The sequence below is a fragment of the Sorangium sp. KYC3313 genome (assembly GCF_052075895.1).
GTDB lineage: Bacteria > Myxococcota_A > Polyangia > Polyangiales > Polyangiaceae > Sorangium > Sorangium cellulosum_B.
Genome location: NZ_CP197255.1, coordinates 4,248,384 through 4,261,976 on the forward strand (window position 1 = coordinate 4,248,384; position 13,593 = coordinate 4,261,976).

12 protein-coding genes are annotated in these 13,593 nt (G+C 71.2%); 9 read left to right on the plus strand and 3 right to left on the minus strand.

The genetic code is table 11. The features are described from left to right. Positions 1 to 527 precede the first annotated feature (527 nt). The 5 genes from ACSRUE_RS16570 to preA all read left to right on the plus strand — a co-directional run bounded on the left by ACSRUE_RS16570 (position 528) and on the right by preA (position 7,283). Entirely contained in the window at positions 528 to 1,976 is a 1,449-nt protein-coding gene (locus tag ACSRUE_RS16570) for a CoA-acylating methylmalonate-semialdehyde dehydrogenase (RefSeq protein WP_441291839.1), read from the plus strand. Then, entirely contained in the window at positions 1,976 to 2,848 is an 873-nt protein-coding gene (locus ACSRUE_RS16575; RefSeq protein ID WP_437324274.1) for a nitrilase-related carbon-nitrogen hydrolase, read from the plus strand. Before ACSRUE_RS16570 ends, ACSRUE_RS16575 begins: the two co-directional genes overlap by 1 nt. A gap of 201 nt (positions 2,849 to 3,049) precedes the next feature. After that, complete coding sequence (hydA, locus tag ACSRUE_RS16580) at positions 3,050 to 4,453, plus strand: dihydropyrimidinase (RefSeq protein WP_441291840.1); 1,404 nt, start codon at positions 3,050 to 3,052, stop codon at positions 4,451 to 4,453. A 40-nt stretch (positions 4,454 to 4,493) separates the two neighbouring features. Continuing rightward, entirely contained in the window at positions 4,494 to 5,891 is a 1,398-nt protein-coding gene (locus ACSRUE_RS16585) for an FAD-dependent oxidoreductase (protein WP_441291841.1), read from the plus strand. Between the two features lie 3 nt (positions 5,892 to 5,894). Then, positions 5,895 to 7,283 carry an NAD-dependent dihydropyrimidine dehydrogenase subunit PreA gene (preA, locus tag ACSRUE_RS16590; RefSeq protein WP_441291842.1) on the plus strand — a complete coding sequence of 463 codons (1,389 nt, stop codon included), beginning with the start codon at positions 5,895 to 5,897 and terminating at the stop codon, positions 7,281 to 7,283. A gap of 67 nt (positions 7,284 to 7,350) precedes the next feature. Here the strand turns inward: preA and ACSRUE_RS16595 are convergent, their stop codons facing one another. After that, positions 7,351 to 7,539, minus strand: coding sequence for a hypothetical protein (locus tag ACSRUE_RS16595; protein WP_441291843.1), 189 nt, complete (start codon positions 7,537 to 7,539; stop codon positions 7,351 to 7,353). 152 nt (positions 7,540 to 7,691) lie between these two features. Here ACSRUE_RS16595 and ACSRUE_RS16600 point away from each other — a divergent pair, with 152 nt between their 5' ends. From ACSRUE_RS16600 to ACSRUE_RS16610, 3 genes are all read left to right on the plus strand, one after another. Then, complete coding sequence (locus tag ACSRUE_RS16600) at positions 7,692 to 7,865, plus strand: hypothetical protein (protein WP_441291844.1); 174 nt, start codon at positions 7,692 to 7,694, stop codon at positions 7,863 to 7,865. Positions 7,866 to 7,871: 6 nt separating this feature from the next. Continuing rightward, positions 7,872 to 8,294, plus strand: coding sequence for a hypothetical protein (locus tag ACSRUE_RS16605; protein ID WP_441291845.1), 423 nt, complete (start codon positions 7,872 to 7,874; stop codon positions 8,292 to 8,294). Between the two features lie 128 nt (positions 8,295 to 8,422). After that, entirely contained in the window at positions 8,423 to 8,857 is a 435-nt protein-coding gene (locus ACSRUE_RS16610; RefSeq protein ID WP_441291846.1) for a hypothetical protein, read from the plus strand. A gap of 21 nt (positions 8,858 to 8,878) precedes the next feature. Here ACSRUE_RS16610 and ACSRUE_RS16615 read toward each other — a convergent pair whose 3' ends face one another. Further along, positions 8,879 to 10,102 carry a hydroxymethylglutaryl-CoA synthase family protein gene (locus ACSRUE_RS16615; protein WP_437765155.1) on the minus strand — a complete coding sequence of 408 codons (1,224 nt, stop codon included), beginning with the start codon at positions 10,100 to 10,102 and terminating at the stop codon, positions 8,879 to 8,881. Between the two features lie 380 nt (positions 10,103 to 10,482). Here ACSRUE_RS16615 and ACSRUE_RS16620 point away from each other — a divergent pair, with 380 nt between their 5' ends. After that, positions 10,483 to 11,784, plus strand: a complete 1,302-nt coding sequence (locus ACSRUE_RS16620; protein WP_441291847.1) for a hypothetical protein — start codon at positions 10,483 to 10,485, stop codon at positions 11,782 to 11,784. A 112-nt stretch (positions 11,785 to 11,896) separates the two neighbouring features. On the opposite strand, the gene ACSRUE_RS16625 is transcribed toward ACSRUE_RS16620, so the two are convergent. Next, the gene (locus tag ACSRUE_RS16625; RefSeq protein WP_441291848.1) at positions 11,897 to 13,519 is read right to left on the minus strand and encodes an SUMF1/EgtB/PvdO family nonheme iron enzyme; all 1,623 of its coding nucleotides are present in this window, start codon (positions 13,517 to 13,519) and stop codon (positions 11,897 to 11,899) included. Positions 13,520 to 13,593: the final 74 nt, after the last annotated feature.

Sequence of the window (13,593 nt, forward strand, 5' to 3'; positions counted from 1 at the left end):
GATCCGCGAGGTCCATGGGGTGCACCTAGGACGGTTCGATCGACGGAGCAACGACCACGAGCGACTTTCGATGCGGTGCTCCGGTGGACGGACCGCGCGCGTCGCGTCGCGCGCGACTCCTCCCTGACCGCGCGGACCGCGCGCGCGGCGCGACCGCGCCGGGCCGGCTCGACGTGGGGCGTCGCGGCGGATGGAGTCGCTCGAGCGGCATGGTCCTCTCGTTCGCGTCGTTCACGCCGCCCACCCAGGGCATACCCGAGTTATTTCCAATGTATTTCATGACGTGCTGCTGGGCAGTTGCACGGTGGGCCGCCAGCTGCTCTGTGGTCTATACTACGGGATGTGCGCTGGGGATCTTCCGCAGGCGGGTGCGGTGCGCGCCGCGTCGCACCGAGGCTTGACGGATGGCCCCCACCGCATGTAGCGCTCGATCGGTGGGCTGTGATGCCCTGCAGCCAGGGGCGGCGCCCGGCCTGTGGGTCGGGGCTGCCGAGTGACGACCTCGCCGGGGGGAAAGGTTTTTCACGATGCGTGTGCTGGAAAACTTCGTCGGCGGAGCCTGGTCTCGAGCTTCGGGGGCGACGCGCCTCGAGGTGAAGAACCCGGCGACCGGGGAATCTCTTGCGGAGGTGCCCCTCTCGACGGCGGCCGACGTCGACGCGGCGGTGAAGGCCGCGCAGGCGGCGTTCCCCGGCTGGAGCGCGACGCCGCCGGTGCAGCGGGCGCGCTACCTCTTCAAGCTGCGCGAGATCTTCGACGCCCATCGCGACGAGATCGCGGCGATCTGCACCTCCGAGCACGGCAAGACGCTGGCCGAGGCCCGGAACGATTTCGGTCGCGGCATCGAGAACGTCGAGCACGCGGCCGGCATCCCGGCCCTCCTGATGGGGCAGGGCCTCGAGGACGTCGCGTCCCGGATCGACTGCCACACGATCCGCCAGCCGCTCGGCGTCTTCGCGGCGATCACGCCGTTCAATTTCCCCCCGATGGTGCCGCTCTGGTTCTTGCCGTACGCGATCGCGACGGGGAACACGTTCGTGCTCAAGCCGTCGGAGCAGGTCCCGCTCTCGCAGCAGCGCATCTTCGAGCTGATCGAGCAGGCCGGGCTGCCGCCCGGGGTGGTGAACCTGGTCCACGGCGGCCGCGACGTCGTGAACGCCTTCTGCGCGCACAGGGACATCGCGGGCGTGTCGTTCGTCGGCTCGTCGGCGGTCGCGCGCCACGTGTACAAGAGCGCCGCGGAGGCGGGCAAGCGGGTCCAGGCGCTCGGCGGGGCGAAGAACTTCCTCGTCGTGATGCCGGACGCCGAGCAACAGATGACGGTCGCCAACGTGGCCGAGTCCATCTACGGCTGCTCCGGCCAGCGGTGCCTGGCCGGCAGCGTCGTCGTGTGCGTCGGCGACGCCTACGAGGCCGTGCGCGACGGGCTCGTGCGCCGCGCGAAGGGGATCGTGCTGGGCGACGGATCGAAGCCGGGCGTGACCATGGGCCCGGTGATCTCGGCGGCGCACAGGGACCGGGTGCTCTCGTACATCAACCAGGGCGTGGCGGAGGGGGCGACGCTCCTCCTCGACGGCCGGGACGCCAGGGTCGAGGGGTATCCGAACGGCAACTGGGTGGGGCCGACGGTCTTCGACGACGTGCGGCCAGGGATGGTGATCGCGACCGAGGAGATCTTCGGGCCGGTCGCGTGCCTGATGCGCGCGAACGACCTCGACGAGGCGATCGCGATCGCGAACCGGAGCGAGTACGGCAATGCGGCGTCGATCTACACGTCGAGCGGCCGCGCGGCGCGCGAGTTCCAGCACCGCGCCGCTGCCGGGATGGTCGGCGTGAACATCGGCGTCGCGGCGCCCATGGCCTTCTTCCCCTTCGGCGGCCAGAAGGGCAGCTTCTTCGGCGATCTGAAGGCGCACGGCCCGACGGCCATCGACTTCTACACGGAGCGCAAGATCGTCATCACGAGGTGGTTCTGATGGCAAGGAATGTACTTGGCGGGCTGATCCAGTGCTCCACCCCGATCGGCGACGACGGCGCCTCCGTCATGGCCATCCGGGACGCGATGTTCGAGAAGCACCTGCCGTTCATCGACGAGGCGGGGAAGAGGGGTGTGCAGATCCTCTGTTTGCAGGAGGTCTTCAATACACCTTACTTCTGTCCTTCGCAGGACGCGAAATGGTGCGATGTGGCCGAGCCCGTCCCCGGCCCGACGGTCGAGCGGCTCGCGGCGTACGCGAAGAAGTACAAGATGGTGATGATCATCCCGATCTACGAGCGGGAGATGGCGGGCGTCTACTACAACACGGCCGCCGTGGTCGACGCCGACGGCACGTACCTCGGCAAGTACCGGAAGACGCACATCCCGCACACGAACGGGTTCTGGGAGAAGTTCTTCTTCAAGCCGGGGAACCTCGGCTATCCCACGTTCCAGACGCGGTATGCGCGGATCGGCGTCTACATCTGCTATGATCGCCACTTCCCGGAGGGGGCGCGGCTGCTCGGCCTGAACGGCGCCGAGATCGTGTGGAACCCCTCGGCGACGGTCGCCGGGCTCTCCCAGTACCTCTGGAAGCTCGAGCAGCCCGCGCACGCCGTGGCCAACGGCTACTTCATCGCCGCCTCGAACCGCGTCGGCACCGAGGCGCCGTGGAACATCGGCAAGTTCTACGGGACGAGCTACTTCTGCGACCCGCGGGGCAGCTTCCTCGCGACGGGGAGCGAGGACAAGGACGAGCTCGTCGTCGCGGAGATGAACCTCGACCTGATCGAGGAGGTGCGGAGGACGTGGCAGTTCTACCGCGATCGCCGGCCCGAGACGTACGGCGAGCTCACGGAACAGCTGCCCTGAGGGCCCGGGGCGGCGGGAGGACGGCGAGGTCAGCCAACGAGCGCGACGAGCGCGACGAGCGATGCGAAGTCCACCGCGAAGACATCAGCAGCGCCGGGGCGCTGGTCGCGGCCGGCTCTCTCCCCCGGCGTTTCCCCCGCCATGGCGGCGCCGCCCCCCGGAGGGGACCCGCCGCGCGGCGCTCACCCGCGGAGGAGCAACATGGGCATCCTGATCAAGAACGGCGAGATCATCACAGCGAGCGACCGGTTCGTCGGCGACGTCTACTGCGAGGACGGGAAGATCGCCGCGGTCGGCGCGGGGCTGTCGAAGGAGCGCGCGGGGGACACCGTGATCGACGCCTCGGGGCAGCTCGTCTTCCCCGGCGGGGTCGACGCCCACGTGCACATGGAGTTGCCGTTCATGGGGACGGAGAGCTCCGATGATTTCGAGACCGGCACGGCCGCGGGCGTCGCCGGGGGCACGACCTCGATCATCGATTTCGTGATCCCGGCCCGAGGGCAGGCGCTGCTCGACGGGCTCGCGATGTGGAACGAGAAGGCGAAGAAGGCGGTCTCCGATTACGCCTTCCACATGGCCGTCACCTGGTTCGGCGACGATACCCTCAAGGAGATGGCCGTCTGCACGCGCGAGCACGGCATCCCGTCGTTCAAGACCTTCATGGCCTACCGCGGGGCCATCGGCGTCGACGATCCGGAGCTCATCCAGGTGATGGAGGCCGCCAAGGGCCTCGGCGCGCTCGTGACCGTCCACGCCGAGCACGGCGACGCGGTCGTCGCGCTCCAGAAGAAGCTCCTGAAGGAGGGCAAGACCCACCCGCGGTACCACGCGCAGAGCCGCCCCGCGCCGATCGAGGGCGAGGCGACGGGGCGCGCGATCATGCTCGCCCGGATGATCGGCGAGCCGATCTACATCGTCCACCTCACCTGCAAGGAGGCGCTCGCCGCGGTCACCGAGGCGCGGAGCCGGGGCCAGGTGGTCATGGCCGAGACGTGCCCGCAGTACCTCCTGCTCGACGACTCGGTGTACGAGAAGCCCGGCTTCGAGGGGGCGGCCTACGTGATGAGCCCGCCGATCCGGCCGAAGGGCCACCAGGACGCGCTGTGGGCCGCGCTCTCGTCGGGGCTCATCCAGACCGTGGCGACCGACCACTGCCCCTTCAACCAGGCCGGCCAGAAGGACATGGGCAAGGACGATTTCTCCCGGATCCCGAACGGCGCCGCCGGCATCGAGAACCGCCTCGCCCTGCTCTGGACCTACGGGGTGCTCGAGGGGCGGATCGACGTCCACCGCTTCGTCGATCTCTTCTCCACGCAGCCGGCCAAGATCTTCGGGCTGTACCCGCGCAAAGGCTCGATCGTGCCGGGCGGCGACGCGGATCTCGTGGTCTTCGACCCGAAGGGGAGGAGCACGATCTCCGCGAAGACCCACCATCACCGGTGCGATCGGAGCATCTTCGAGGGCTTCGAGGTGAAGGGGAAGCCGACGCACGTCATCGTCAACGGTCGGGTCCAGTGCACGGACGGCAAGCTCGACGTGCAGCGCGGCGCAGGGCGCTATCTACCCCGCCGGCTCGGCCCGACCCAGGGAGCCCAGGCCTTCTAGCCACCACCCACCATTCGAGAGGAGCCGCGCGAGCGCCAGCATGACCCGAGCCCCGATACGCCTCTCAGCCCTCCCGTCCGGCCGGATCGAAGAGCGATTCGAGGACAAGAGCCCGCGCTACACCGACGCCGAGGCGATCGCCGAGGCGAACCGGTGCCTCTATTGCGTCGACGCGCCCTGCATTAAGGCGTGCCCGACGGCGATCGACATCCCGAGCTTCATCCGGAAGATCGCGGCCGGCCAGGTGAAGGGCGCGGCCCGCACCATCCTCACGGCCAACCTGCTCGGCCAGTCGTGCGGGCAGGCCTGCCCCGTCGAGGTGCTCTGCGCGGGCGACTGCGTCTACAACGCGTGGGGGCGCGAGCCGATCGCGATCGGCCGCCTCCAGCGCTACGCGGTCGAGTCGGCCCTCGCGCGCGATCCGCGGATCTTCCGGGCGAAGCCGCCCACCGGCAAGAGCGTCGCGCTCGTGGGCGCGGGGCCCGCGTCGATCGCCGCGGCGGGCTACCTCGCCCTCGAGGGGCACCGCGCCGTGATCTTCGAGCGGAAGGCGATCCCCGGCGGCCTGAACACGCTCGGGATCGCGCCCTACAAGATGAAGGGGCACGAGGCGCTCCACGAGCTCGAGTGGGTCCTGTCGCTCGGCGACGTCGAGCTCCGCGCCGGCGTCTCGGTCGTCGCGCAGGCGGCCGGGCCGGGGGAGGTCTCCGCGCGCGACCTGGTCGCGGAGTACGACGCGGTCTTCCTGGGGCTCGGCCTGGGCGCCGATGCGCGCCTCGGCCTCCGCGGGGAGGACGGCGACGGCGTGGTGGGCGCGACCGCGTTCATCGAGCGGCTCAAGGCCGACCCGGGCCTCGACCTCGCGGGCGTGCGGCGCGCGGTCGTCATCGGCGGCGGCAACACGGCGCTCGACGTCGCCCACGAGCTGGCCCTGCTCGGGGTCGACGTGGCCGTTGTGTACCGCCGCTCCGAGGCCGAGATGTCGGGCTACGCGCACGAGCTCGAGGGCGCGCGGGTCGCCGGCGCGCGCCTCGTCGAGAACCGGGTGCCGGTTGAGGTGGTGCGCGAGGGCGGCAAGGTCGTCGCGTTGCGGATCGCGCCCGCCGACGCGGGGGCGCGGGGCCCCGCGCCGGGGCCGGCCGAAGAGGAGCTCCTGCCCGCCGACCTCGTCGCGGTCGCGATCGGGCAGAGCCGGGCGACGCAGGTGGCGCTCGCGTTCGAGGGGGTGGTGCTCGACCCGAGGGGGCGCGTGGTGGTCGACCCGGCGACGCACCGCACGGGCAACCCGAAGGTCTACAGCGGCGGCGACTGCGTGAACGGCGGCAAGGAGGTCGTCAACGCGGTCGCCGAGGCGAAGATCGCCGCGCGCGCGATGCACGAAGCGATGACGACGTGGGCGGGCGGCGCGGCGCCCGTGCCCTCACCGCAAGGGAGCTGAGCGATGGCCGACCTCTCTATCGACTTCGCCGGGATCAAGAGCCCGAACCCGTTCTGGCTCGCCTCGGCGCCGCCGACCAACACCGGAGATCAGGTCCGGCGCGCCTTCGACGCCGGCTGGGGCGGCGCCGTCTGGAAGACGCTCGGGAACCCGATCGTCAACGTGTCGAGCCGGTTCGGCGGCATCGACTACGGCAACACGCGGCTCATGGGGCTCAACAACGTCGAGCTCATCACCGATCGCCCGCTCGACGTGAACCTCAAGGAGATGCGCGAGATCAAGCGGCGTTACCCGGGCCACGCGCTCATCGCCTCGCTGATGGTCGAGACGAAGGACGAGTGGCGCGAGATCATCCGCAAGGCCGAGGACACGGGCGCGGACGGGCTCGAGCTCAACTTCGGCTGTCCGCACGGGATGTGCGAGCGCGGCATGGGCTCGGCCGTCGGCAACGAGCCGGCGGTCCTCCAGGAGATCGCGCGCTGGGCCGTCGAGTTCGCGACGACGCCGGTCATCGTGAAGCTCACGCCCAACGTCGGCGACATCCTGGAGCCGGGCGAGGCCGTGCTCCGCTCCGGGGCGCACGGCGTCTCGCTGATCAACACGGTCAAGTCGCTCATGGGCGTCGATCTGGAGCGGATGGTCCCGCTCCCGCGGGTCGGCGGCGCGTCGACGAACGGCGGTTATTGCGGGCCCGCGGTCAAGCCGATCGCGCTCCACCTGCTGAGCCAGCTGGCGCGCCACCCCGGCGTCGGCCGGCTGCCCATCTCCGGCATCGGCGGCATCTCGAACTCCCGCGACGCCGCCGAGTTCATCGCGCTCGGCGCGACGAGCGTCCAGGTCTGCACCGCGGTGATGCATTACGGCTACCGCATCGTCGAGGAGATGATCGAGGGGCTCAGCGACTGGCTCGACGATCACGGGATGCGCTCGGTGAACGAGCTGCGCGGCAGGGCGATCCCGCAGGTCCAGGAGTGGGGCGAGCTCGACCTCTCGTACCGCGTTGTCGCGGACATCAGCGCCGACAAGTGCATCGGGTGCCAGCTCTGTTACGTCGCCTGCATGGACGGGGCGCACCAGTGCATCCACCTGCCGGGGAGGACGGAGGCGGAGGCGCGCGCGGCGGGACACACCCACCTCCCGAAGGTCCTCCCGGATCGCGCGGTGTCGGCGGATCCGAGCGGGGACGCGGCGCCGTCGCGCGTCCCGTTCGTCGACGAAGAGGAGTGCATCGGCTGCAATCTGTGCGCGCTGGTGTGCCCGGTGCCGGGGTGCATCACGATGAGGGAGGTGCCTTCAGGCAAGCCCCCCGAGACGTGGAACGACCGTGTCCAGAAGGGGACGGACTTCGTGCCCGGCGGGCTGGAGTCGACCGCCCGCGCGCGGAGCTCGTGATCCCGGGCTCCTGGCCAGGCGGCCAGGAGCCCGCGACGACCGCGACCGCGCCGGGGCGCTGCCCGGGCTACGGGGCGAGCTTCACGACGATCGCGTCCTCGTGGTCGTACGTGCCCACGCCGATCACGTTGCCGGCGCTGTCCACGGCCAGATCGAAGATCTCGCCGCGGTCCGCGCTGCCGATCGGGTCGACCGACCACAGCACGGCGCCCGACGGCGAGAGCTTCGCGATGGCGCCGCGGGGGTTGACGAACACAGGTGTCGCCGTGGAGCGGGCGCGTGTTCCATGCCCCGTACCCCGCGGGGTCGAGCTTCGCGAGGAACTGGGTATTCCACAGCTCCATGGGGGCCGGCGCGCCGTTCTCGGCGAAGTCGATCGGGCCATAGGCGTAGCCGCCGAAGATCACGTTGTCCGCGCCGTCGACCGCGACGGCGCGCGCGCGCATCGACTCGTACCAGCCGTTGACGAAGCGCCTGCTCCAGAGGACGCTGCCGGGGGCGCACGGCGCGCAGCTCGGGCCCCCGCAGTCCACGCCGGACTCGGCGCCGTTCTGGATCCCGTCCTCGCAGGTGTCGTGGTAGCAGACCGTGAGCGCCGGCCGCTCCGTGGCGCTCGCGCTCTCGCTGCTCCGCAGGGTGCTCCGGGTCACCGCGTCCTCCTCGATCAGCACGCCGTGGTTGGCGAGCTCGCCGCTCACCCAGGCCTGCGCGAGCGCGGTCACGTCGACGTTCCGGAAGCCAGTAAGGCCGCGCCGGAAGGTCACGCACCGCGGGGCGCACGCGTCGCCATGCCCGTCGGCGTCGCTGTCCACCTGCGACGGGTTCGCGGCGCCTCATCGCAAGGTCCGCGCCCTCGCCGCCGACGGGGGCCGCGCCCCGGGCGGTCCTCCGTCGGCCGCGAGCGGGCGCCCACCGGGGCGCCGCGGGCTCGCCCCGGTGCAGCGCCGCGCGGCCGGCGTTTGCGAGCGACGCGCGGCCGCGTCCGATTTCGTGACACGCGCGGCGCGGTGACCGGAACAAACAACACGGAGGGCAGGAGCCCTCGCTGGAGGAACATGGTCCCGAAAGACGCAGCGACGATCACCCCGCGGAATCGCGGTCTCACGCCGAACGCCCAGGCGAAGCAGAGGCGGGCGGGCATGTCCGATCACGAGGAGCGGGCCGAGCTGCTCGCCGATCACCGCCCGGAGCTCGCGCGCCTGCTGCAGAGCCTCCCGGCCCGCAGCAGCGCCCCAGCGCCGCTGACGGGCTATCTCCTCTCCTTGCGAGAACCGACGGGCTACCTCATCGCGATCGGCCTGCAGCAGCGCGACCCGGCTCTCGAACCCGAGCGCATGCTCCGCGCCGCCCTGGCCGCGGGCGAGCGCGCGCCGATGCTGGTCGGCGTGATGGCGCGCTCGGCGATGGCCGAGAGCATCGCGCCGCTCGCGCCGGTCACGCGCGCGGTCGCCGCGCGCCTGAAGCGACCGGCCCCCTCCGGAACGCTGCGGGTCGTCGTCGCTGCGGCCGGCGGGGCGGAGCTCTTCACCGTGAAGCTCTCGGAGCTCACGTCCCCCTCGTCCGGCTCCGGCTGAGCGAGCTGCCCGCTCCGGCGCTCACTCGCTGGCGTAGACGCGCCGCTCCATCGCGTCGAGCCCCAGGTACACCACCCGGCCGTCGAGGCTCGCGCCCCCGCGCTCGGCGCCCTCGGGCGCCGGCCGGCGGTCGGCGGCCTCGTCGCCTTTGCGCAGCGCCTCGTACTCCGCGACGGAGACGCGACGGCACCCGTCGAGCGGGGCGTCGATCTCGAGGGCGGCCACGAGCGCCCCGGCCTCCGGCCCGATCCTGCCCGCGAAGAACTCGGCGCAGCAGCCCGAGCCGTAGCTGAACAGCCCGACGCGCTGCCCCTGGAGCGCGCGGGCCTCCGCGTTCAGCAGGGACGCGAGCGCCAGGTAGAGCGAGCCCGTGTAGATGTTGCCGATGCGCGACGGCAGATCGAGCGACGGCTCCACCTCGACGGCGAAGCTCTCGTCGGCGGCCTGCTCGGTCAGGCCGTCCATCGCCAGCCGGTGGCGGTGGGCCTTGCGGGCCATCTTGCCGTAGGGGACGTGATAGCAGGTGCGCGCGAGGGGATCGCCGTCGCCCGCCACGCGGCGCCACTCGCCGTAAGCCCCGGCGAGGGCGTCGAGGTAGCACTGCACCGAGTAGTGACCGTCGACGAGCGCCTCCTTGTGGTGGAGCGGCCGCCAGAAATCGTAGACGTCGCGCGCGTACGTGCCGGTCTGGCCGACCTCGATCTCGACGAGGCGCGGGCGCTCGCGCACGAGCAGCGCCACGGCGCCGGCGCCCTGGGTGGGCTCGCCCGCGGAGCCGAGCGCGTAGCGCGCCACGTCCGAGCACACGACGAGCGCGGCGCGGCCGCGGGCAGAGCCCGAGGCGATCCAGTCCACCGCGTTGAGGAGGCCCGCGGTGCCCCCGAAGCAGGCGTGCTTGGCCTCGAAGACCCGGCACGCGCTCGGCAGCCCGAGCAGGCCGTGGAGGAAGGAGGCCGCCGGCTTCGCGTGGTCCACGGCGGTCTCGGTGCCCACGACGCAGAGCCCGATGTCCGCGGGGCTCGCGCCCGACCGCTGGAACAGCCGGCGGGCCGCGTTGGCGCCGAGGGTGATCGGATCCTCGTCGGGCGCAGCGATCGCCATCCGGCGGGTCCCCAGGCCGGTCAGGTACTTGGAGGGGGCGATGCCCCGCGCCTCGGCGAGCTCGGCGAGCTCGACGAAGCGGCGGGGGACGGCGAGCGCGATCGCATCGATGCCGATGCGAGGAAAGTCATGACGTAGGCTCATACCTGCATCCTAGGGGCGCATTGTGCAGAGACCATCCAGCCCACGCGGAGCGTCCGAGGAGCCGAGGCGCCCGCCGCGCCGCGGCGCCGCGTTCCAGCTGGCGCCCTCGCTTCGCGCAACCGGTGGCGCGTGGCGCGTGGCCGCGCCTCCATCCACCGCGCCTCGCCGTGCGCACCACGTGGAATGACAAAGACGCTTCCATGATACATGTCATGGAACAGCCTCCGAGAAAAATCGCGGTCAGGTCAAAATCGTCACCACATCGCGTTGCAATTGTGCAATCTGAAATAGCGCGTTCATGCGCCCTAGCGGTCGAGGTTCATGTGAAGCTCTCCCGGTCTACCATGTTGGTTCCGCTTCTTGGGTTGGGTGTTCTGGTGATGACCGGCGCCGCAGGGTGCTCCTGCAGCTCCGGGGCGGAGGGCGACGCGGACGCGACGGCTGGAGCGAACGTCGGTGGAGCCGGCGGCGCGGGTGGGGGCGGCGAGGGCGGCGCGGGCGGGGGCGAGGGCGGCGCGGGCGGTGACGACGGGGGGATGATCGGCAACGGCTCCAGCGGCTCCAACACGGGTGGCAGCGGCCCCGTGACGCCCGATACGGCCTGTGTCGCCACGGTCGCCGAGGCCACGCTCACGAAGCGGCCGGTCGACATCGTGTTCGTCATCGACAACTCGCCCAGCATGGCGAACGAGATCATCAGCGTACAGAACAACATCAATGAGAGCTTCGCCTCGATCATCGGCGAGAGCGGCATCGATTACCGCGTCATCATGATCTCCGCGCACGGCGCTGCGGAGGTCGACGACTCGATCTGCGTGGGCGCTCCGCTCAGCGCCGCGAGCTGCACCCCGGTGCCGGAGGCGCCGGGGAACAACCCGCCCGTCTTCTACCATTACAGCCACGAGATCAGGAGCAACGACGCGCTCTGCGTGCTCCTCGGGAGCTACAACGGCGGCATGCCCGACCAGTACGACGTGGCGCCGTCCGGGTGGTCGGAGTGGGTGCGCGAGGACTCGTTCAAGGTGATCACCGTGATCACCGACGACCACGTGGGGTGCCAGACGACGCACCTCCCCCGCAACATCTATATCGACGACACGCGGCAGCCCTGGGAGGAGGTCGCCACGGACTTCGAGGAGCTGCTGTTCGGCCTGGACCCGGCGGTCTTCGGCGACGCGACCGTGCCCAACTACGTCTTTCACAGCATCGTCGGGCTCCACGAGAACACGGTCCCCACGGACGCCTACGCGCCCGACGCGGACGTGGTCGAGGAGACGTGCGGCACCGCCGTGGCGCCGGGCACGGGCTACCAGACGCTCAGCAAGAGGACGGGCGGCCTCAGGTTCCCGCTCTGCCAGACGGACTCTTATGACGTGGTGTTCCAGGCGATCGCGGAGGGCGTCATCACGGGCGCGGTGGTCGCGTGCGAGTTCGCGGTGCCGGACTCGCCGCCGGGGGAGATCATCGACCTCTCGACCGTGGTCGTCCAGTACACGCCCGGCGACGGGAGCGAGCCGCAATCGTTCGCCCAGGTGGCGAGCGCGGCAGCGTGCGCCCCGGGCTCCTTCTACATCGAGAACGACATGATCACGCTCTGCCCCGACGCGTGCCGGCTGGTCCAGGACGACGCCATGGCGGCGGTCGACGTCCTCTACGGCTGCGATCCCGAACCGGCGCAGTGAGCTCGTCGGCCGGGCGGCGGCGCCGGTGAGCGCGGCCGCCGCCCGCTTTGGGCCGGCGCGGGGCGCGTCGAGCGCCCTGCGCGGCGGCCTGGCGCGTCTCCCGCGCGAACGCTCAGAGACAGCAGCGGAAGCCGATGTCCGCAGACGGGGTGAGGCGATCCTGGTCCAGGAGCGCATCGCACCTGGCCGCCTTCAGCGTGTCGCGCGTGATGTCATCCTCGTCCTGCTGCGAGGCCCGCGAGCCGCCGCGGACGAGGCAATTGCCCTGCGCGTCACAGGAGTTCTCCCACTCCGCCACGTTGCCGCTCATATGAAAGAGGCCCGTGATTCCGCCTTCGCAGGGCGAGATCGGCGGGAGCGGGTTGGGGGGCACGGGCTTCCTGGCGAACTCGCCGCTCGAGTCGCCCACCTTGCAGGTCGCCTCACTATAGAGATCGCTGTACGGGTATTCGTTCACGCCCTGGCCGGAGCACGCGTTGAACCACTCGCTCCGCGTCGGGCTCGCGAAGTCGGCAGGCGAGTTCGCGCCTCCGCCGATCCTGCCGCAGAGGTGTTTGCCCATGTAGGAGCAGTACGCGTAGGCGTCGCACCAGTCGACGTGGGTGACGGGCACTCGCCCCTCCGTGTAGGGCCACCCGCTCGAGGGACGGTAGATGTTCCCCGCGCACTCCGCCGGCATGCCGGCGAGCACCGGGTTCGCCTGGAGGAAGAGATCGTACTCCTGCTTCGTCACCTCGTATTGATCGATGCAGTAGCTCCCGCCGCCGCTCACGGGCGAGATCACCATCCACGCCGGGCACGCGCAGACGCGGTTCGTGGCGTTGCAGATCGACGTCGCGCAGTCGGCGTTGGCGCTGCAACGCTGCCCCGCCGGGCACCGGGCGCTGCACCCCTCCGTGCCGCCGCAGTCGATGTCGGTCTCCTTGCCGTTCTTCACGCCGTCGCTGCAGGTCGCGGCCTGGCAGACCTGCTCGTGGCAGACGAGCTCGATACAGTCGGTCGATTTGGAGCACGCGTCACCGGGCGGGCAGCCGGGGCAGATCCCGCCGCAATCGACGTCGGTCTCCTGGCCGTTCTTCACGCCGTCGCTGCAGGCCGGCTCCAGACACTGGCCATTCACGCAGCTCGACGACTCGCAATCCGAGCCCGCCGCGCAGCCCTTGCTGGTCTTGCACGGCGGGCACGCCGGGTTGCCGTCGCGCGGCGCGGCGGCACCGCCGCAGTCGGTGTCCGTCTCGTCGCCGTCCTTCACGCCGTTGTCGCACCGCGCCGCCACGCACGCGCGCCCGGCGCCGCCGCTGCCCCCGCCGCCCTCCTCGCACCGCCCTGAGAAGCAGTCCGCGGCCTCGGCGCACGCCTGATCGACCCGGCACGGCGTTGCGCAGGCGCCGCCGCAGTCGACGTCCGTCTCGTTGCTGTCCTTCGCGCCGTTGGAACAGCTCGGCATCTCGGCGCCGCCTTGCCCGCCGGTGCCGCCCTGTCCGCCGGCGCCGCCCTGCCCACCGGCGCCGCCCTGCCCACCGGCGCCGCCCTGTCCGCCGGTGCCGCCGCCCTGTCCGCCGGTGCCGCCGCCCTGTCCGCCGCTGGTCGTGACGCCGCCCTGTCCGCCGCTGGTCGTGACGCCGCTCGAGGGCAGGTCCCCCGTCGTGGGAGGCCGGTATCTGTCTTCGCTGCTGCACGAGACAGACGCGGCGAGGGCCACGAGGGGAATCAGAACGACGGACGACCTGAGCATGGAGGTGCCTCCCTGTGTTCGAACACGAGGTCAGAGATAGAGGCTCAGCTTACTTGCGACGTCGCCTGTCCCGG

What these genes read in the sequence shown, in the direction of transcription:
- ACSRUE_RS16610 (WP_441291846.1), top strand. Translation starts at nt 8,423, where the DNA reads ATGTCCGATCACGAGGAGCGGGCCGAGCTGCTCGCCGATCACCGCCCG.
- ACSRUE_RS16625 (WP_441291848.1), bottom strand. Translation starts at nt 13,519, where the DNA reads ATGCTCAGGTCGTCCGTCGTTCTGATTCCCCTCGTGGCCCTCGCCGCG.
- ACSRUE_RS16585 (WP_441291841.1), top strand. Translation starts at nt 4,494, where the DNA reads ATGACCCGAGCCCCGATACGCCTCTCAGCCCTCCCGTCCGGCCGGATC.
- ACSRUE_RS16615 (WP_437765155.1), bottom strand. Translation starts at nt 10,102, where the DNA reads ATGAGCCTACGTCATGACTTTCCTCGCATCGGCATCGATGCGATCGCG.
- ACSRUE_RS16620 (WP_441291847.1), top strand. Translation starts at nt 10,483, where the DNA reads ATGACCGGCGCCGCAGGGTGCTCCTGCAGCTCCGGGGCGGAGGGCGAC.
- ACSRUE_RS16575 (WP_437324274.1), top strand. Translation starts at nt 1,976, where the DNA reads ATGGCAAGGAATGTACTTGGCGGGCTGATCCAGTGCTCCACCCCGATC.
- hydA (WP_441291840.1), top strand. Translation starts at nt 3,050, where the DNA reads ATGGGCATCCTGATCAAGAACGGCGAGATCATCACAGCGAGCGACCGG.
- ACSRUE_RS16570 (WP_441291839.1), top strand. Translation starts at nt 528, where the DNA reads ATGCGTGTGCTGGAAAACTTCGTCGGCGGAGCCTGGTCTCGAGCTTCG.
- preA (WP_441291842.1), top strand. Translation starts at nt 5,895, where the DNA reads ATGGCCGACCTCTCTATCGACTTCGCCGGGATCAAGAGCCCGAACCCG.